Raw genomic sequence first — 20,043 nt, 5'->3', positions numbered from 1 at the left:
AGAAGGCAATCACTTCTGCCTGACCCACACCTGAGTAACGACCACCAATCTCATAATTGGTGCTTTCTTCCGGCTTCACATCACCCGAACCACCCGGTGTTGCAGCGGTAAACCCACGATAGACCCCCGCCAGCACACCCAATTCCTCACTCAGCTGAGAATACACACCGATTCCCGGCAGAGTAACCGACTGATCCATTTCCTGTTTACTCTGTTTAACACCGGTATCTAGGCGGAAGTTGGTTTTGCTGGAAGTGATGTTTTCGTGGCGCACCCCGACAGTCACGGTGGTGTTATCAATTTCGATGTCATCTTTTATATGCAGCGCCCAGGCCTTAGCTTCAGCTTCGTTGAGCGTGGTGGTGGTAAAGGTACCCGCGACAGCACGTAACTCACCCGTGGCTGTCATATCGTAGTTTTGTTCAGTGTGCTCACGCTCAACACTGTCGACGTGATAGCGCACACCCAGTTCCAGATTGTGAACTAAGCCGCCTTGGTTAAACATCGCGTTGTAACGGGACTGAACGCCCTGCGAGACATAAGAACGATCATTACTGCCAATCAGCAGCTGGTCACTGGAGTTAGTCGACGCCTGCTCCCCCTTAATGACGTTGAAGTAGTCTTGTTTATCCTGCGGGTCCTGAAGCACTTCCTGCAAGGTGGTTCCGTCACCAAACTTGTTCACTTTGAACCAGTCGCGGCTAAACGTATGGCGATAAACATCGGTGGAAATGGTCGAGTCGTTCGGCAGTGTGAACAGATGGTTTAAGTGGATGGTGTTGTGGTCCCATTCCATCTTGTCCAGGCTACTGGCGCGGTAACGGCGATTGGGATTTTTGTCGAAGTCCGCGCGGCTCAGGCCCAGGTAGGTTTCATCCGATATTTCATCAGCGTAACCCAGTTTTAGCTGAAACCGATGACTGTAGTTACCCAGGATTTCCCAACTGAATTTGGTATTGAAATCGTTACGCACGAATCCGGTACTGTCTTCACCACGACCATTGGCACCGCCATCCAGGTCTTTAAAGCCATCGGCACTCACGCGCAAACCTTCGATCAGGAAGCCCAGTCCATCACTTTCGCCACCGTACCAAGCCTCATAACGCTGGAAGTTATCGCTGCCGTATTGCAAGTCCAGCTCACCGGAACGACTGAAAGGAATCGGGCGGCTTACTAGGTTAACCGCACCACCCACGGTTGCCGGGCCATATTGAATCGTGGATGGGCCCTTAAAGACCTCCACCGCACTCATGCGCGAGACATTCGGGAAATAGTAGGCCGCTGGCGCAGAATACGGCGCAGGACCAGCCAAGACGCCGTCTTCCATCAAAGTGATCTTCTTACTGCGCTCCGGTGACGTGCCACGCAATCCAATATTGGGGCGTAGACCGTAACCGTCTTCTTCCTGCAGATTAACGCCCGGTACGGCATTCAGAATACGGTTGATATCGGTGTATTCGAACTGTTCCAGCGCCACGTCATCAATTAATGTTGCTGACCCTGGCTGCGTGCGCACCAACTCCTCACCACCAGTAATATAAACATTATCAAGCTCCATATTATCTTCGGCGAGTGCTGCAGCAGAGGCCCCAGCAAGGGTAATGGCGAGTGCTAGTGGAGCTACTCCAGAACGATCAGAATCAGATACAGCAGAAGGGTTCAGCAACAGTTTACGCACAGCATGCTCCGCAGGAACTACATAAAAAATTATCGACCCGGCATTTAACCATAAATGAGTTTCAATATTAAAGGTGCAAGAGATGGGTTATCATTCAGACTTTGATTTAACACCGTGAATTGGCTGTGTCTGAAATATCTGCTGGCCTGCCGCTTTTGCTGAGCGATTGGTGGCAATCACTGTCTTCTTTGCTGTTAGCTCCAGAAAGCAGAACATTCTGGGGTTATTGGCTTTCTGCGGCTTTGATTGTTCTGTTATGGACAACAACCTCCTGGGCAAGCCGCAAGCATTACCTGAAATCCTGGTTTACATTGTCTTATTGGTGGAACACATCGACCCGCCAGGAATATGCGTTAATTGTTTTCAATGCACTGTTGTTTTCATTTCTGGGTATAAGTAACGTTTTTCTGATTATTCAGATTGCGATTAGCAGTAACGCCTTTTTCAGTACCGTTTTCCCCGTTACGCAACTGGGGGAAAACAGCGTAGCGGAAATGAGCCCCGTCATTTTAATTTCTATTTACGCAATTATTTTATTCTTAGTGGATGACGCCTCACGTTACGGCCTGCACCGCCTGCTTCACAGTCGTTGGTTATGGCGCATACACCGAGTGCATCATAGCGCACAAGTACTCACCCCCTTTACTTTGCTGCGATTGCATCCGATAGAACAGTTTCTCTATCAGATAAGAATGGTGACAGTTTACGGAGTACTAAGCGGCGGCTATTTTTCTGTCATCGGAAAAACGCCGGAACTTTGGCAAATTTTCGGAGTCGGTGGTTTTATCTGGATATTTAATATGGCCGGTGCCAACCTGCGGCATTCTAATATCCCATTGAGGTATGGCAAACTGGAAGTGCTGTTCATCAGTCCGGCACAGCACCAGCTTCATCATGGTGTGGGTGGTATCCATTATAACTATGGGTCGGTATTGGCAATATGGGATTACCTGTTCAACAGCTGGCACAGTGGTGAGCACGACCTACCTCTGCCAAATCGGCATATGCCCCTGATCAAACAATTATTGCTGAAGCGCTGATCACACTATGCAAAAAATCAATCGACGCCAATTTATTCAAACCTCAGCACTGGGATTATCTGCCTCTGTATCTTTGTGTGGTGGCATATATTCCGCCCGAACCGAATCGGAAAGAAGCGCAACAGTTAATACAACATCACAGCGACTGTTGGTATCGGGTTATCGTGACCACGCGACGCAGTCTATATTCGGTGTATTAATCAGTGATACCGAGGGGAATTTGATCAGTGATATCACCGTAGATGACCGAGTCCACATGGCCGATCTGTTTCCACACCACGCATCGCCTGCGGTATTGGTGAATTCACGTGAGCCGGATGCACCATTAAAAAAATACAGCACCTCGGGCGAGTTATTAGCTCATTTGATGCCACCAGAAAACATGCATTATGAAGGGCACAGTGTATTCTCAGCCGATGGACGCTTTATATATTCGACTGCCAGCCATTATGTCGAAAAAACCGGCTACGTTTTGGAAATTCATGCTGCTGACCTGACGCTGAAGCGCATCATTGCTACGGATGGCATTGGCCCACATGAACTAATCATTGATGGTGACCAACTTTACATTGCCAACACCGGCGTATTAACTCACCCGAACAGTGGCCGGGACCCGCTGAATATTAGCACGATGAAATCGGAGCTGGTTCAGATTGATATTCCTACAGGCGCCATCAAGCAGCGCTGGAAAAGTCCGATTCAGGCACTCAGCGCGCGTCATCTGACCCAGATGCCCGATGGCTCTGTGTTAGTGGGCTGCCAGTACCAGAAACAGGATGATCGCCCTGCCACGGTAGCACTTGCCCGCGACGGTGAATCTCAGTTGCAGTTATTGCAACCAGAAAATGAGCATTATTATTGGGATATGAAAGGCTACACCGCCAGCCTGAGAGCCTTTCCGAAATCGTCTGCATACGCGGGTGCGGCCTTAATTTCCAACCCCAGAGGTCACCTGTTAAGCCACTGGCAACCGCAACAAGCAATCAAGCCGGGTGTTCAAACACTGGAGTTCAGCAAAGGAATCGTATTGGGTGACAGTGAAGGCTGGATTTCAGCCGGAGCTGGAGAATTGTGGCACTGGCAAGCAACTAATCAAGAGCTGACAAAAATCACCGCTGCCATAAAATCGAATTTCTGGTGGGAGAACCATTTACACAGTCGTGTGCTGCGGCTGTCTAATACTTAATCTTCACTCTCAAGCAACTAATAAAAAAGCCGGGTTTAAAATTTAAACCCGGCTTTTTTATTATTCAGAATTAATCAGAAACTCTGATTAATCACCATCAGCCGCAGCACCACCTGGAACACTCAGACTTAATGCAATCGACATTGAATTTTTCAGATCCGCAGTAAACGGCTGAATTTTCTTGGGTAACGAGCACAGCTTTTCAATATTGCTGTTAGCTGCGGTTGTGGTTGCAGTCATGTTCAGACACGCCGATACATTTGAGCTTTTATCGTTGCTGTTAGCGTCCGTTAATATCGCACGCCAGTCCTGCGAAAACTCGCCACTTTTTGATGCATCGATGGCCAGCTGCAATGCCGCTTTCATCTGACTGGCTAATGCCGCCTGATTGGAAGCAACCAGTAATTCTTCGAAACCAACACCGTTGTCACCGGTAAAGATGGCCAAGCCACTTTTCAAATTAGCAGCAACCGCAGCACGGTTAAGGTCGGCGTATGCGTATTCCAGCTTATCAGCGTCAAACGAATCGTTCTGACCTTCCGGTAAAATATCCTCTTGAATCTTGTCGGACTTGGTTTTGGTATCCAGGTAGAACAAGGCATCGAATACACTTTGTACTTCAGCTTGCTGATTCGAGCTCTGAGAAGGTTTGTAAGCCGCTGACGCTGTTGTCAACGCTTCCGCCTCAGATACCATCCGCTCAGTCACTTTTTGTGCGTAATCACAGCGACTTGCGTCTGTAGGATTGTTGTACAGAACGTACTCAACCGCTGTTAAACCACGCTTGCTCGGTGTTGGACTAAAATTTCCACCGTTAGCAACCAGTGCGATTTCATTATCAATTTGTCCACCTTTACCAACGCTCAAAGGCCAGCTGTAAAAGTTGTTGCGGGCAGTTTCCGTCACCGGACCAAATTGCATCACTTCCAACGCTTGCCAGGCAGATGCTGCTGAGGCAAGACTGGTTTTAGCCAACGCCAATGCAGCACTTTCACCCGCCTGACCAATAGCGCTACAAAACGCGGTGGTATGCTGATCCAGTGATTTTGCTGCCGTCTCAAACGCCTGAATACGGTCAGCTTGTTGTGCCTGGGCAGTGACCAGTAATGCAGAACAACTGGAAGCGCTAGATGCTAATTCGGCACACAATCCATTGTTGCCACCTACACTGCTTGATGAGGAGGAAGAACCACCACACGCGGTTAAAAGCGTTGAGGCAGCTAACACAGATAAAGCTTGAATTTTCATCGGAACATACCTTTAAAATCCACTGAAATAAGAACGCAAAAGGCCGCCCCCGCATAAGAGGCAGCCTTAGGGTAACGCAGAACTAGCAACAACTTACCACGTAGTTACATCACCTTCGAACTTAAAGGTGGTTTTCAGTAATGTACGGGCATCTTCAAGCTGCTTACGGTAATCGGCATCGTTAGTCAGCTTAGGCGCTTGACCAATGTAATTGTTGAGATCTTTCAGATTTTGCAAAGTCATAGCGGAAGTTGCTGCCGGGTTAAACTGCAAAGACAAAGCAAAACCTTTCATTTCACTCCAGTGTTTCGCATGAGCACTAAAGCTATACTTCTCTGCATCACCGATATTGGCCATATCGTCCAAAGTATCGTTGATGTAATGAATAACATTCGCGGCGAGAATTTCTTCCCACTGCATAACAATGGTTTTAGCTACTGCCGTTAGTTCCGCATGGTAGCCTTCACCCTGCACAGGATCTGTGCCAAAGTTATCCTGGATAATCTGACGACCTTTCAGGAAGTTATCCATGATGGTTTTGCTGTAATCAGCACCTGTAATACCAGCGTCACGCTTATTGGCGTATTGCGCCATTGAGAACGTGTATTCAGAATCCAGATCAATAACGTTATCACCGTTAGTGTCGTTATCTTTCTGAGCTTTTAACTGAGCGTCAGTGTAGTTGTTGTAGTCCCGCGCAGCACCGAAGTAGCCGAAACCCTCATCCCACTGGTGCTCCAGAGGAGTGTAAGATTTAGTGCCATCTTTATCGCCAGCAGAGTTGCCTTTCAGCAGGCCTTTAGATTCTTTGAGGTAATCATCAGATGCCTGAGCGAATGAAACTGCTCCTAACAGGAATTTTTGCACCAGCTGTTGGTAGTCAAGACCTGTCTCAGAGACATAGTCTGAATGAGGATGCGCGTCACCTTTTGCAGCATTGGCTGCAACCGCGTCAAACCAGCTTTGAACCAGAGCGTGTGGTTTAGAATCCTCACCGGTGATATTAAGAGGGTTGCCTTCACCGTCTTTCTTACCAGTAATACTTGAAGGAACAGTCACTGCGGCAATGTTCCAACCCAAGAATTCATCGCGGGCCAGACCGTTATCGACACCGGCGATCTTGCTCACCAGATTCTTACCGCTGCTGATTTCAGTGTAATCCGCTTCTTCGAAGTTTGCGTCAGCGGTTTTCTTAGATAAGCCAACAGGAGTCTTCTCGGCTGCCAGGGTGTAAGCATTTCTGTTAGTTAAGTCAGCTTCGCCTGAGTTAACCGTTCCACCATTAGTTCCGCCCTCGTAAACCAGAGCCAATTTCTGTTTAACAGCAGCTGATAAACTAATTTCACCATCAACGGTGGTAAGGTCGCCGCTGCCAATCACAGATTTTAGTTCGTTGATCAGAGCATTACGGGCAACCTGACCGGAATAGGAAACGGAAGACTCACCCGCAGTGACTTTACTAGGGAAAGTGTAAGTCTCCGGAGCATTAACGACTTTTTTGTCATCATTATCGTTATCATCGCTTCCACAAGCTGCCAGTAAAGCAGCGGATACGGCAATTGCCAGAATCTTAGGTGTGTTCATTAGCTTTCTCATTCGTGTGCGGGTTAATAATCATCGAGAATGCTAGCAAATCTCATTAACACTGCAACAAAAAAGTAACTACAAATCAGAATTACTCCCATTTAATTAAAGAATAAATAGTTATTACTGGTAATTGATTAGTTATATGGAATAGCAAAGCGGTCATTTCGCGTTAATAGCCCCAACAATTACAGTGTTTTAATGGCAATCACCGCGAAAAAGAATAAGGCTTTTTTTTTGAATAATATAGATTTGCTTTTGATAAATTTGTTTATTTAATGATTTTTAATAACTTGGAATAAAAACTTTTTTTAAAACAAAAAAGCCGGCACAAACGTACCGGCTTTTTCCGTAATTATTTATTAAACAATTACTCAGCAGGAGCAGCTTCAACCAGCATTGGCTTTAATTCACCCTTCTGATGCATCTCGGTGATGATGTCACAACCACCAACCAGCTCACCTTTTACCCACAGTTGCGGAAAGGTTGGCCAGTTTGCGTATTTTGGCAGATTGGCGCGAATATCGGGATTCGACAAAATATCAACATAGGCAAACTTTTGGCCGCATTCCATTACCGCCTGTACCGTTTTAGCTGAAAAGCCACACTGAGGTTGATTGGGTGAACCTTTCATGTAGAGCAGGATGTCGTTGTTTTCGATCTGGTCTTTAATGACGTCCATAATTTCCATGGGGTCTCTCTCTTCAATGTAAGTGGAGTCTGTAAGAATCGGGCCATACTATCACAAGCTCAGATTATGAGCAGCCATAGCCACCACCGCCCGGTGTGTGAATACAAAAGACATCGCCGGCTTCCAGTTCGACATCCGCGCAACCGCCGAGTCGCTCTAAACGGCCCTGATGTCGTTTCACACAGTTAAAGCCGACCTGGCCCGGACCGCCACCGTCGAGGCCAAAGGTCGGCACGTCACGATGGCCACTGATGATATTGGCACGCATGTTCTTAAGGAAACGAATATGGCGCTCAACGCCGTGGCCTCCGTCAAACTCACCGTCGCCGCCGGACATGGCGCGGATATGGAACATCTCTAACATCACGGGAAAGCGGTGTTCGAGAATTTCCGGATCGGTCAAACGTGAGTTGGTCATATGGCTGTGTACGCCGCTGGCACCCGTCCCTTTATTACTGGCACCAACACCACCACATAGGGTTTCGTAGTACTGGTGCTCGTCATCACCGAAGGTGAAGTTGTTGTTGGTACCCTGGCACCCTGCCATTAAATTCAATGCCCCCATCATACAATCGGTCAGATACTGCGCCGTCTCGACGTTGCCCGACACCACTGCCGCCGGAAAAACCGGGGCAATAATCGATTCAGCCGGTACCTTGATGGTTAATGGTTTAAAAAAACCAGCGTTGAGAGGCATGGGTTTATCCACCAGCGCCCGGAAACTGTAGAGCACCGCTGCATAGACGACCGAAGTAGGGGCATTAAAGTTGCCGGGGTGCATTGGTTGATCTGGTCGATAGCCGGTACCAGAAAAATCCACCACAGCGGATTGCTGTGCCTGATTCACCTCAATCCTCACCCGGAACTGAGTACCATCATCCATCGCATAGCAGAATTCACCGTCGGACAAATCGCTCAGACAAGCGCGCAAGGTTTGCTCGGCATTATCCTGAACATATTGCATGTAGGCCGACACGGTGTTTGCTCCGTATTCGTCGCACACTCGTTGCAACTCGCTGGCGCCTTTTTCGCAAGCCGCCAGCTGCGCGGTTAAATCCGCTATGTTTTGTTGTGGGTTGCGTGCCGGATATTGCGCTGCAGCCAAAACATCAACAATGGTTTGAGTCTGAAACTCCCCATTGCGCATCAGCACCAGGTTATCGAGCAACACCCCCTCTTCTTCGATATGCTGGCTGTTCGCAGGCATGGAGCCGGGCGTTATGCCACCAATGTCAGCATGATGACCACGAGCCGCGACATAAAAGTCCGGCTTATTGTCGCCCTCGTTGGTTGCCGCAAAAACCGGGTCTTGCTCAATGAAAACCGGTTTCACGACCGTCACATCGGGTAAATGTGTCCCCCCGTTATAGGGAGTATTGAGAACAAAGGCATCACCAGGTTGCATGTCGGGGTGATCTTTTATCGCCACCTTAATGCTCTCGCTCATGGAACCTAAGTGCACCGGTATGTGTGGTGCGTTGGCAACCAGTTCGCCATGCCGGTCAAAAATGGCGCAGGAGAAGTCCAGCCGCTCTTTGATATTGACGCTGGAGGCAGTTTTTTCCAATACGAAGCCCATCTGCTCCGCTGCCGACATAAAAATATTATTAAAGATTTCCAGTCGCACCGGATCGTTTTTTACGATTTGCTCTGTACGGTCTTTATAATGCGTGCTGTCTTCAGACGCGGCAGCGGCCGCAGTTGTCTCAGTGACTTTGCGAATAACCAGCGCGCCGCTGGTTAACACTTGCAGCTGCCAAGCCGGCTCAATCACAATGGTGCTGTTGGCATCGGTTAACAATGCCGGTCCAGGAAGCGTAAAACCTGCGGGTAACTGTTCACGAGCATACACGGCGACTCGATGTGTCTCTCCACCAGAATACAAATCGCAGTGTTCTTGTAATTGCGGCTCCACCGTAACGGGCTTCAGCGATTCAGGTTGATAACCACCGCTAACCACTTCCAGTTGTACCGCATCTAACATCAGCACTTTGTTACTGTGAATAAAACCAAATAACTGCTGATGCTGCTGTTCGAAATGACTGCGCATGGTTGGCGCATCAGCGAACTCCACCAACAGATGTGTATCCGAGCCTTCATAGCGACAGTAGGCCCGACGTTTTTCAGCCGATGTCTCAGAGCGAATGTCGCTTTGTTGTAATAGTTGCTGAAAAGCCTGCTCGGCCTGCAGCAACGAGTCGGTGTCGGTCAGTGGTTTTTCCACCGCCTCTTCGCCCAACCAACGCTGCTCAGCCAGGCCAATACCATAGGCCGACAACACACCCGCCAGCGGATGCAGATACACACTCTCCATGCCCAGTGCATCAGCAACCAAACACGCATGCTGCGCCCCTGCACCACCAAACGCGTTCAATGCGTATTTCTGAATATCATAACCACGCTGTACCGAAATCTTTTTCACCGCATTTGCCATGTTATCAACGGCAATGGTCAGGAAACCTTCGGCAATTTGTTGTGGCGTCTGCTGTTCACCGTTGTAGGCACTCACCTGATCGGCCAACTGGCGAAATTTCTGCTCAACAATATCTTTGTCGAGTGGCTGATTTTGCTCACGGCCAAATACTTGGGGAAAATGTTGCGGCTGAATTTTTCCGAGCAGTACGTTGCAGTCGGTAACCGTTAAGGGACCGCCATTGCGATAACAGGCTGGCCCTGGATAAGCACCGGCGGATTCTGGCCCAACCTGAAAACGGCCATCGGCAAACTTCACAATTGAACCACCACCGGCGGCGACCGTATGAATATTCATCATAGGAACCCGCAAACGAATACCGGTTACCTGAGTTTCAGTTTCACGCTCCAAATCACCTGCATAGTGACTGACATCGGTGGAAGTGCCACCCATGTCGAAACCAATGATGTGGTTAAAACCATCCTGCTCTGCGGTGCGAACCATGCCCACCACGCCTCCGGCCGGGCCGGATAAGATGGCATCTTTACCGTTGAAAACATCGGCGTCGGTTAGCCCACCGTTCGATTGCATGAACTGTAAGTCGACAGATTTGCCATCGATTGTCCGCGGTAAACCGGCTTTAACCTGCTGCACATAGCGTTTTAATACCGGCGACAGATATGCATCCGCAACCGTGGTATCGCCGCGCGGCACCAGTTTTATCAATGGACTGACTTTGTGAGATAACGATATCTGGGTAAACCCCATTTCCCGGGCGATTTCACCCACCATTAATTCGTGCTGTGGGTATTTGTAGGCGTGCATAAACACCACGGCTAAGGAGGTGAAGCCACTTTCTCTGGCTTCTCGCAGGATCACCTGGATTCCTTCAGGGTCCAACGGAATGTCAACGGTGCCATCAGCCAACACCCGCTCTGGCGCCTCGTACACACTTTTATACAGCAAGTCCGGCTGAGCGATGTTGATAGCAAAAATATCCGGACGGGTCTGGTAACCGATTTCCAGCTGGTCGCGCAGGCCATGGCTAATCAACAAACAAGTATCTTCACCCTTACGCTCCAGCAGTGCATTGGTCGCAACCGTGGTGCCCATCTTTACCGATTCGATCTGCCCGCTGCCGTCTTGCGCAAACTGAGGAAATTCCGCACGAATGCGGCGAATACCCTCAACGGCGGCGTCCTGATAATGTCTTGGATTTTCCGACAGTAGCTTTCGGCTGAGTAACTCACCATCCGGACGACGCGCAACAATATCGGTAAACGTACCACCGCGATCGACCCAGAATTGCCAGTGATGGGATGTGGTATCAGTCATAAAAAGACGCCTGTATTCTGCCAGCAAGAAAAAACGTGGGCATTCTATCAGAATACAAAAAAGGCCCAGAACCGAATCGGAACCGGACCTCCCTCTGATCGCTGACATCAGATCGGCAGTCGGTTATTCCATATGGGCGACATAGGCTGCGACTTCTTTCAGCTGCTTTTCATTCAGGCTCTGGATTACCGCCGACATTGGCGAGTTTTTCCGCTCAGAGTCTTTATGCAGGAACTTCAGCAGGGTCGACTCCAGATACTCATAGGGCTGACCGGCAATACGCGGGTATTGTTGATTACCATGTCCTTCATGGCCATGACAGGCGAAACACATCGACCGATATAACTGCTCGCCTTTCACGCTTGCATCAACCGGTTGCGAGCGCTTGCGCACCCGACTCTGAGAGAAATACACGGCAATCGCAATACGGTCATCTTTGTTTAAGTGCCCTGCCAGTTTACTCATCACGTAGTCTTTGCGGGTGCCATCGGCAAAGTGCTCAAACTGGGTGAATAAGTACAGAGCATTCTGACTGGCCAGGTTGGGGATGTAATCACGCCTGGAGTTACCATCTTCACCGTGACAATGAAAACACAGTTGACCACGTTCACGTCCGTCTTCCATGGCTGCCTGCATCAATGCGGTATTGTTCTGGATGACGGTCATTTCAACCAACATGTTTTCGGCGGTCTCAGCAACAGACGCCAGCACAATCCAACCAGAACTCAACAACAGGATACGGAGCAAATACTTCATACAACAATTTTCATAGCTTACGTGTGACCGGCGAAAATACGCATCCCGCTGTCTCTGGCCAAGAGGCAAACACCATCATTGCGCTAAAAGATGATCGCCTCATGATCTGTATCAAGTATTACTCAGTAAATCGTCACCACTGCTTGCATCACTGTATAACCCTGATGCTGGACTACTTTCGTCGCTACCCGGCCTTATTATTAGCGCCATAGCCATAATCGTGAGTGTGAACAGACTCGGCTTTCGGGTACACTTTCGCGCTTTCTTATTTCTTCTGTTGACTCAATACCTGTCGCCATCATCCGGCACAGGTAAGACTTTATAGTGACGCCATGATGCAAGAGACATATCAGCCAAAAACCATTGAAGCCTCGATTCAGAGCCAATGGGAAGAACAACAGGTTTTTAAAGCCGTCGTCGATGCCAATAAAGAAAAGTTTTATTGCCTGTCGATGTTCCCTTATCCAAGTGGCCGTCTGCATATGGGTCACGTACGTAATTACACCATTGGTGATGTGATCTCACGATACGAGCGTATGCAGGGGAAAAACGTGATGCAGCCAATGGGCTGGGACGCGTTTGGTCTGCCAGCAGAAAACGCAGCGATCAAAAACAATACCGCACCGGGTAAGTGGACCGACGAAAACATCGCGTATATGAAAGGCCAGCTGAAATCGCTGGGCCTCGGCTACGATTGGAACCGCGAACTGGCAACCTGTAAGCCGGAATATTATCGCTGGGAACAGTGGTTCTTTACCAAGCTGCACGAAAAAGGCCTGGTCTATAAAAAAATGTCCACCGTCAACTGGGACCCGGTTGATCAGACGGTGCTGGCAAATGAGCAGGTTATCGATGGTATGGGCTGGCGCTCCGGTGCGCCGGTTGAGAAAAAAGAGATTCCGCAGTGGTTCATCCGCATCACCGATTATGCAGAAGAATTATTGAACGATCTGGACCAGCTGGAAGGCTGGCCAGATCAGGTAAAAGCCATGCAGCGCAACTGGATTGGCAAAAGCCAGGGCGTAGAGCTGCAGTTCGGTATTAAAGACCGCGCAGAAACACTGGAAGTCTACACCACTCGCCCGGATACCCTGATGGGCGTCAGTTATGTTGCTGTCGCCGCAGGCCATCCATTGGCGAAAGAAGCAGCAGAGAACAACCCTGAGCTGAGTGCATTTCTGGAAGAATGTAATCAATCCGGTACCGCAGAAGCTGATATCGCGACGATGGAGAAAAAAGGCCAGGACACGGGTCTTATCGCTATCCATCCGGTTACCGGCAAAGAAGTGCCGATCTGGGTCGCTAACTTTGTGTTGATGGATTATGGTTCAGGCGCCGTCATGGCGGTTCCGGCACACGACCAGCGCGACTTCGAGTTCGCTCAGAAATACGGTCTGGAAATTAATCAGGTCATTGAAACACCGGAAGATTTTGATTTGTCGGCCGCAGCCTTTACGGAAAAAGGAACGCTGATTAATTCCGCTGAATTTGATGGCCTGGAATTCGATGCGGCTTTTGATGCCATCGCCAAGTGGCTGTCCGATGCCGGTAAAGGTGAAGTTAAGACCAACTACCGTCTGCGCGACTGGGGCGTTAGCCGTCAGCGTTACTGGGGCACTCCGGTTCCGATGATCACGAAAGCCGACGGTGAGCAAGTACCCACTCCTGCCGATATGTTGCCGGTTGAACTGCCAACCGACGTGGTCATGGATGGTGTCACCAGTCCGATTAAAAACAACCCGGATTTCGAAAACATCGAATTCGAGGGTGAAACTGCGTTCCGTGAAACCGATACCTTCGATACCTTTATGGAATCTTCGTGGTATTACGCCCGTTATTGCTCACCGTGGGACGACACTCAGATGGTTGATCCGACAGAAGCCGACTACTGGCTACCGGTTGACCAGTATATTGGTGGTATCGAGCACGCTATCCTTCATTTATTGTACGCCCGCTTCTTCCACAAACTGATGCGTGACGTTGGTCTGGTGAAAGGGGATGAGCCATTTTCCAGTCTGTTATGTCAGGGGATGGTGCTGGCAGATGCCTTCAGCTACCCGAACGAGAAAGGCGGCAAAGAATACGTTGCACCGCAAGACGTTGAAGTAGAACGCGACGACAAAGGCCGCCTGACAAAAGCGGTGTGGAACGGTCAGGAGCTGAAACACGAAGGCATGATCAAGATGTCGAAGTCGAAGAACAACGGTGTCGACCCACAGGAAGCCATCAATGTTTATGGTGCCGATACTGTGCGTCTATACACCATGTTCGCAGCGCCTCCGGAGCAAACTCTGGAATGGTCAGACTCTGGTGTTCAGGGAGCGCAAAAATTCCTGCAGCGTGTATGGCGTTTAAGCTTTGAGTTGCTGCAGCAGGAAGATCGCTCAATCGTTGCCGCGGATCAGCTGGATAAAACGGAAAAAGACGCGCGCCGTAAAGTGCACGAAACCATTCAGAAAGTCAGCGATGATATTGGTCGTCGTTATTCTTTTAATACCGGTATCGCCGCCATTATGGAGCTGATGAATACGTTGCAGAAGCTCGATCTGGCAAGTGCAGGTGGCCGTAGCGTGGTATCAGAAGGCCTGAATGCAGTGGTCCGTATGTTAAGCCCGATGGCGCCACACATCGCTCAGGAACTGTGGACAGCCTTTGGTAATGACGGTTTAGTGCTGGATGCAGAATGGCCAGAAGTGGACGAAAGCGCTCTGGTAAAAGAGAGCATCGTGCTGGTTGTGCAGGTGAACGGTAAGGTTCGTGCCAAGCTCGATGCACCAGCCAGCGCTTCTAAAGATGATCTTGAAGAGATGGCAATGGCAGATGCTGCAATACAAAAGCAGATTGACGGCAAAGCCGTGCGTAAGGTGATTGTGGTACCCGGCAAGCTGGTTAATATTGTTGCGAACTGAGTCGTCTGAATAAAGGATGCCTTTCACGGGCTCTAATTCGATTGGGAAGAAGAATGCGTTTAATTATCTGGACCTTAATGCTTTCAATGCTCACCGCCTGTGGTTGGCATCTCCGTGGTGTAACACCACTCCCTAAGGAATATCGCATTCTTTTCCTGCAGAGTCAGGCCAGTAGCCGTTTTAATCAACAGCTGAAGCTTCAGCTGGAGTTTAATAACGTCCTGCTGACCGATATGGCTGGCGATGCTCCCGCCATACTGCAAGTTGATCCCGTCGAAATTGACAAACGTACGCTATCGGTGACCAGCTCCGGTCAGGTCGCCGAATACGAGCTTAATGGCCGTTTGAGCGCCCGCTTATTACACGTCGAACGCAACAGTGAACTCCCCATTCAGATCAAATCCCGGCGTCGTTTAACCAATGACATTAATAACGTTGTTGGTACCGCATCGGAAGAGTCCTCTCAAATAAAAGAGCTGGAAAAAGACATGGTTCGTAAGCTGATGCGTCGCTTGCAGAGAGCACAGGCAGATGCCTTTATTCCACGTCCGGCGGCAGAAGCAGTTCAACCATGAAGATTCGTCAGGACCAACTGACAGCAACATTGCAAAAAGGTCTGGCGCCCTGTTATCTGGTTTCCGGTGATGAGCCTCTGCTGGTGATGGAAGCCTGTGACGACATTCGTGCCGCCGCTCGTAAAGCTGGTATTGAGGATCGCGAACTGTTTCATGCTGAAGCAGGCTTTGACTGGAATGGCCTGCGCGAAGAAGCCAACGCCATGTCACTGTTTGCCAGCCGTCGTATTCTCGAAGTACGGATTGCAAACGGTAAGCCGTCGGATAAAGGGGCTGCCCTAACCGACCTGAGCAAGCAGCCCAACCCAGATAATCTGCTGCTGATTATCTGTCCGCGTATGGATGCTGCAGCACAACGCAGCGCCTGGTTCAAAGCGGTTGAAAAAGCCGGCGTGTTTTTACCGGTATGGCCGATCGACCGCAATCAGTACCCCGGTTGGTTGAAACGACGTCTTCAGATTGCTGGTTTACAAGCCGAACCGGCAGCCATTGGGGCCCTGGCACAGCAAACCGAAGGCAACCTTCTGGCTGCAGTGCAGGAAATTGAGAAGCTGCGGCTGCTGGGTACTCAGACCATCAATGAAGACATGATCAACGAGGCTATTGGTGACAGCTCACGCTACGACGCATTCGGTTTGGCAGATGCCTGTTTATTGGGTAAGCAAGCCGAAGCGAGTCGTATCCTGGCACACCTCAAAGGTGAGGGCGTTGAACCAATTATGATTCTGGGTGCATTAACAAGAAAGATTCGCCAGCTGATTTCTTTATCCAATCATTCCGGACAACAATTGAGCGAAGCCTTTAAGAAAAATAACATCTGGCCTAAACAGCAGCCTCCTTTCAAGAAGGCACTGCAAAACCTCACCAAACACGATCTCCACCGGGCACTGCAGCAAGCAGAAGCCGTTGATAATGCGGTGAAAGGAAACGGTAACGATGCCTGGTTACTGTTAAGTGAGTTAACGTTGCTGTTAACAAGTGTAAAACTGCCTACTGGTTAACGTCCAAAAGCATGACAAGCGCACAGTAGTTAATGGAATTTCACGACATACTTCAGCCCGTATCAGGAGCACAATTCCGGCCAAAACGACAATAAAGTGACAATTTACGTCAGTTATTGATAAAGGTCGGCAATGGGTGTAGAAAATTTGTCAACTTCGATTAGTATGTAGAGAAAAACTCCAAGCGGAAACGCTGGTGCAAGGGGTGGAACCGAATGAATATCACAGCAAATCAACAAAATGCCGATCTGGTCTGGGACTTACAGAAGCTAACCCAGCATCAGCGAGCCATGAACTTTATCAAACAGTTTGAAAACCGCCTGTGTGTATTCTCTGGTTCTGTAAAACAGCTGTACACCAACTACAGCATCTTTTTCCCGGAAGAAGCCAATCGCCAGATGGTTATCCTGCCGGACCCATACGCATTCCATGATACCTTCAGCCATTTGAGCGCTGACGCCGTTCAGGCGACTGGGCTACACGTTATCCCAGGTAATTTAATCGGCAAGCAGGGCTTGTATCTGGTGATTTCACACAAGAACAAGAACGTACGTTCTGTGCCGATTCCATTTCAGGAAGGTATGCGCCAGATTCTGCGTCGCTCCAATAGCGACGACCCATTCCTGCCGGTACTGATGAAAGGTGACTTGCGGGAGTTCAACGACAAACTGCCTTGTTTACATCTGAACCGCTTGCGCCTGAAAGAGCTGAAGTCATTATCCAGCCTGGAGCGTGAAGGCATCCGTACGGTGATTACCGATAAGTTGATGGCGCTGTATCAGGAATCCACCGCTTTAAATCTGGCTTGATCATCAGGCCAGACATGCTTGTGTATTGACTCAGCCGTCTTTCAACTCTGAGTCGATTCATCCACCCGATAATAACGCTTCAGTAATCGACCCACACTCTGACGCCATGCTTTCTCTTTGATGCCAAAGGTATGGAATAGCAGAGTATTATCAGAGCAAACACTCCATAATTCCGGCATCATCCCTCCCTCCTGAGATTTCAGCTCCAGCTCAGACAAATCTTCAAACTGACCGGCCTGAGCCATAATAACCTCAGCAAACGCGTAAGCAGACACCGGCTCAACACCGCTGAAATGGTAAGTACCAAACAGATCATCACTGCATACCAGCTGGCGTATGATTGCCAAGATAACATCGGCAACATCATCGGCGGGCGTTGGGTCAAACAACCGCTGCATATCCACATCAACCTGTAACTGCTGACGAGCTTGGGTAAGCAGCTGGCTGGCAAAGTCGTCACCCTGTAACGAAAACAGCTGTCCAATGCGTAATATCAGATGCTGCTCGGTCTGACGTGCGTGATCTTCCAATTTCAATAAAGCCTGAGCGGATTCATTTTCTGCAAACTCACAGGTGTCTTCTGTGACAACCGCACCAGCTTGATATTCAAATACTATTAATGAGGAAATCAGCACCACACAAGCATCTATTTCCCGTGCCCGGTCCAGCCAGTAAGCAGCATGAGCAAAACTTTCGCTCTGAAGTGTCGGCACAATTACAAAGAACGGACGCCCACCTGGCGTTACCGGCAGCTTGTCGCGGCTCTCAAGTGCAATGCTTTTATACATAAGCCCCTGGGCATTCAGACTGCGCGCCAGATACTGGCCTACAGGCTGCTCAGCGCCAATTACGAATGTCTGAAAACCGCTGCTAGTCACTATTGATATCCACTCTGTTGATATGGCTGTGAACCATAAACCAGGCGCCAACCTGGGGTCAATGTCAGAAATGCCGTCTATACTGGCTTTGAGAACATCAGCTAATGCGTGTTTATGTCACTTCTCCCCCGACTCATTTTCTTGTGTGCCCTGGTTGCCAGCGGAGCACTATTAGCCAGCTTGCTGCCATCCAATGAATGGCCAGACCAACGCGGCTCGATATCGGCTGAGGTATTTCACTCCGCAAAAAATCTCAATCTTCAGCAAGCACTGCAACTTCCTGACGGTGCCTGGCAACAAATAGATGCCGAGGGGATCAACTTTGGCTTCAGCGAACATATATTCTGGTTCCGTCTCAACATTGAAGACTTGGCACTGGATAATACAGATCGCTGGATGCTGGAAATGAATTATCCACTACTGGACCGACTGTCTTTGTTTATTGTTGCCGAGGATCGTGCTCAACAAACATTTATCACGGGCAACAGCCTGCCTTTTGCCAGCAGACCCGTTGCCGTGCCTGAGTTTGTTTTTCCTCTAACGGGTCTGCAACAAGCACAATGGATTTATATCAAAGTAGAATCCGAGAGTTCCATTCAGCTCCCTATCAGCCTTTACAAAGAAAACAGCTACTGGCAGCAAAGACTGGCGTTTGTCACTTTTGATGCCGCTTTTTATGCAGTTTTGGCGTCGATGGTGATTTACAACCTGCTGATTTACGTTTTATCCCGCGACAGTATTTTCCTGATTTATTCAGTCACGATCAGCTCTTTTGCGCTGTTGATGGCATCCACACACGGTTGGACGTTTGCCTTATTATGGCCCAATGCACCCGCACTCAACGATCTGATGTTGTTACTCTCCCTGACTGCAACAGCCACCTGTATGGCCTATTTCGGAGTGACTTTTTTACGTTTGAAAACCCTCAACCGAAAAATCTACCACATCTTTATCGGCTATATTGTCCTGGCACTCATCGGTGCTATTGCTTCATTTTTTACCCCTTACACCGTGATGATCCGGGCTTTGACCGCGTTGGCTATAGTGATGAGCCTGTCAGCTCTGTTTAATGGCGCCTACCTCTGGCATGCAACCCGCTCACGCGATGTCCTACTGTTTTTTCTGGCGTTCAGTCTGCTGATTTTTGGTTTTCTGGTTTACTCACTGCAAAAATTTGGCATTTTGCCTGTTACCTTAATTACTGAACATGCTATCGAAATCGGTGGTACGGCACAGGTTATTCTGCTGGCGCTGAGCATGGCTGAACGTCATAACCGGGAGCGCCATGCACTGATGGCGGCACAGGATGTGATTATTAATATGCAGCGCGAAGCCAACGAGGTACTGGATCAGAAGGTTAAAGAACGAACACAGGACCTGGAAAAGGTTAACCACCGCTTACAACAGGAATCGACCACTGACGCTTTGACTCAGATACGCAATCGCCGATGTTTCGATCAGCAGTTTTACACTCTGTTCTATGACGCTTGTCGGGAGAAAACACCGCTGTCGTTGCTCCTTATCGACATCGATCACTTTAAACAATTTAACGACAACCATGGCCATCAGATCGGCGACCTGGTTTTACAAAAGGTGGCAACCACACTGGATACCATGATTAAACGGCCGATGGACGAGGTCTATCGCTACGGCGGTGAAGAGTTTGCCACGTTATTACCGGATACACCGGGCGAGGGAGCAGCACTGATTGCAGAGCAATTACGTCAACAGGTTGAGCGCCTGACCGTCCGTCATGGTGGCGATGCTCTGTCGGTGACCATCAGTATTGGTTTTCACTCTCAGATTCCCACCGAGCCTGAGCAACTGCACCAGCACTACGATTTGGCCGACCAAGCCCTCTACCGGGCCAAGCGTGATGGTAGAAATTGTGTGCGAGGCAGCCACAGTTTGGTGCCGTCAGAGGAACTGGGATAAACACA

14 protein-coding genes are annotated in these 20,043 nt (G+C 49.3%); 7 read left to right on the top strand and 7 right to left on the bottom strand.

Translation table 11 applies throughout. The features are described from left to right. On the bottom strand, window positions 1-1,678 hold a 1,678-nt coding region (locus MK185_13520; GenBank protein ID MCH2041644.1), incomplete at its 3' end, for a TonB-dependent receptor plug domain-containing protein. A 125-nt stretch (window positions 1,679-1,803) separates the two neighbouring features. Here MK185_13520 and MK185_13515 point away from each other — a divergent pair. Together MK185_13515 and MK185_13510 are read left to right on the top strand one after the other, a co-directional pair. Then, window positions 1,804-2,718 carry a sterol desaturase family protein gene (locus MK185_13515; GenBank protein MCH2041643.1) on the top strand — a complete coding sequence of 305 codons (915 nt, stop codon included), beginning with the start codon at window positions 1,804-1,806 and terminating at the stop codon, window positions 2,716-2,718. Between the two features lie 7 nt (window positions 2,719-2,725). Further along, complete coding sequence (locus MK185_13510; protein MCH2041642.1) at window positions 2,726-3,904, top strand: DUF1513 domain-containing protein; 1,179 nt, start codon at window positions 2,726-2,728, stop codon at window positions 3,902-3,904. Between the two features lie 87 nt (window positions 3,905-3,991). On the opposite strand, the gene MK185_13505 is transcribed toward MK185_13510, so the two are convergent. From MK185_13505 to MK185_13485, 5 genes are all read right to left on the bottom strand, one after another. After that, window positions 3,992-5,152, bottom strand: coding sequence for a hypothetical protein (locus MK185_13505; GenBank protein MCH2041641.1), 1,161 nt, complete (start codon window positions 5,150-5,152; stop codon window positions 3,992-3,994). A gap of 93 nt (window positions 5,153-5,245) precedes the next feature. After that, entirely contained in the window at window positions 5,246-6,736 is a 1,491-nt protein-coding gene (locus MK185_13500) for a DUF4856 domain-containing protein (protein MCH2041640.1), read from the bottom strand. Between the two features lie 370 nt (window positions 6,737-7,106). Next, entirely contained in the window at window positions 7,107-7,427 is a 321-nt protein-coding gene (grxD, locus tag MK185_13495; GenBank protein MCH2041639.1) for a Grx4 family monothiol glutaredoxin, read from the bottom strand. A 64-nt stretch (window positions 7,428-7,491) separates the two neighbouring features. Next, a complete protein-coding gene (locus MK185_13490) occupies window positions 7,492-11,175 on the bottom strand; it encodes a hydantoinase B/oxoprolinase family protein (protein MCH2041638.1) in 3,684 nt (1,227 codons plus the stop codon). Between the two features lie 123 nt (window positions 11,176-11,298). Beyond that, the gene (locus MK185_13485) at window positions 11,299-11,931 is read right to left on the bottom strand and encodes a c-type cytochrome (protein MCH2041637.1); all 633 of its coding nucleotides are present in this window, start codon (window positions 11,929-11,931) and stop codon (window positions 11,299-11,301) included. Between the two features lie 335 nt (window positions 11,932-12,266). Between MK185_13485 and leuS the strand changes: the two genes are divergently transcribed. The 4 genes from leuS to MK185_13465 all read left to right on the top strand — a co-directional run bounded on the left by leuS (window position 12,267) and on the right by MK185_13465 (window position 17,225). Then, window positions 12,267-14,840 carry a leucine--tRNA ligase gene (leuS, locus tag MK185_13480; protein ID MCH2041636.1) on the top strand — a complete coding sequence of 858 codons (2,574 nt, stop codon included), beginning with the start codon at window positions 12,267-12,269 and terminating at the stop codon, window positions 14,838-14,840. A 53-nt stretch (window positions 14,841-14,893) separates the two neighbouring features. Continuing rightward, a complete protein-coding gene (lptE, locus tag MK185_13475; GenBank protein ID MCH2041635.1) occupies window positions 14,894-15,415 on the top strand; it encodes an LPS assembly lipoprotein LptE in 522 nt (173 codons plus the stop codon). Next, complete coding sequence (holA, locus tag MK185_13470) at window positions 15,412-16,416, top strand: DNA polymerase III subunit delta (GenBank protein ID MCH2041634.1); 1,005 nt, start codon at window positions 15,412-15,414, stop codon at window positions 16,414-16,416. Before lptE ends, holA begins: the two co-directional genes overlap by 4 nt. A gap of 215 nt (window positions 16,417-16,631) precedes the next feature. Further along, entirely contained in the window at window positions 16,632-17,225 is a 594-nt protein-coding gene (locus MK185_13465; protein ID MCH2041633.1) for a hypothetical protein, read from the top strand. Between the two features lie 41 nt (window positions 17,226-17,266). Here MK185_13465 and MK185_13460 read toward each other — a convergent pair whose 3' ends face one another. Next, window positions 17,267-18,103, bottom strand: coding sequence for an NAD(P)-dependent oxidoreductase (locus tag MK185_13460; GenBank protein ID MCH2041632.1), 837 nt, complete (start codon window positions 18,101-18,103; stop codon window positions 17,267-17,269). A gap of 114 nt (window positions 18,104-18,217) precedes the next feature. Here MK185_13460 and MK185_13455 point away from each other — a divergent pair, with 114 nt between their 5' ends. Beyond that, window positions 18,218-20,038 carry a diguanylate cyclase gene (locus tag MK185_13455; protein MCH2041631.1) on the top strand — a complete coding sequence of 607 codons (1,821 nt, stop codon included), beginning with the start codon at window positions 18,218-18,220 and terminating at the stop codon, window positions 20,036-20,038. Window positions 20,039-20,043 lie beyond the last annotated feature (5 nt).

Source organism: Saccharospirillaceae bacterium (genome assembly GCA_022448365.1).
Classification (GTDB): domain Bacteria; phylum Pseudomonadota; class Gammaproteobacteria; order Pseudomonadales; family Oceanobacteraceae; genus Bacterioplanoides.
Note: the sequence above shows the minus strand (reverse complement) of the source record. Positions and strands in the feature narration are given on the sequence as shown.

What these genes read in the sequence shown, in the direction of transcription:
- MK185_13510 (MCH2041642.1), top strand. Translation starts at nt 2,726, where the DNA reads ATGCAAAAAATCAATCGACGCCAATTTATTCAAACCTCAGCACTGGGA.
- MK185_13505 (MCH2041641.1), bottom strand. Translation starts at nt 5,152, where the DNA reads ATGAAAATTCAAGCTTTATCTGTGTTAGCTGCCTCAACGCTTTTAACC.
- MK185_13500 (MCH2041640.1), bottom strand. Translation starts at nt 6,736, where the DNA reads ATGAACACACCTAAGATTCTGGCAATTGCCGTATCCGCTGCTTTACTG.
- grxD (MCH2041639.1), bottom strand. Translation starts at nt 7,427, where the DNA reads ATGGAAATTATGGACGTCATTAAAGACCAGATCGAAAACAACGACATC.
- MK185_13490 (MCH2041638.1), bottom strand. Translation starts at nt 11,175, where the DNA reads ATGACTGATACCACATCCCATCACTGGCAATTCTGGGTCGATCGCGGT.
- MK185_13485 (MCH2041637.1), bottom strand. Translation starts at nt 11,931, where the DNA reads ATGAAGTATTTGCTCCGTATCCTGTTGTTGAGTTCTGGTTGGATTGTG.
- leuS (MCH2041636.1), top strand. Translation starts at nt 12,267, where the DNA reads ATGCAAGAGACATATCAGCCAAAAACCATTGAAGCCTCGATTCAGAGC.
- lptE (MCH2041635.1), top strand. Translation starts at nt 14,894, where the DNA reads ATGCGTTTAATTATCTGGACCTTAATGCTTTCAATGCTCACCGCCTGT.
- holA (MCH2041634.1), top strand. Translation starts at nt 15,412, where the DNA reads ATGAAGATTCGTCAGGACCAACTGACAGCAACATTGCAAAAAGGTCTG.
- MK185_13465 (MCH2041633.1), top strand. Translation starts at nt 16,632, where the DNA reads ATGAATATCACAGCAAATCAACAAAATGCCGATCTGGTCTGGGACTTA.
- MK185_13455 (MCH2041631.1), top strand. Translation starts at nt 18,218, where the DNA reads ATGTCACTTCTCCCCCGACTCATTTTCTTGTGTGCCCTGGTTGCCAGC.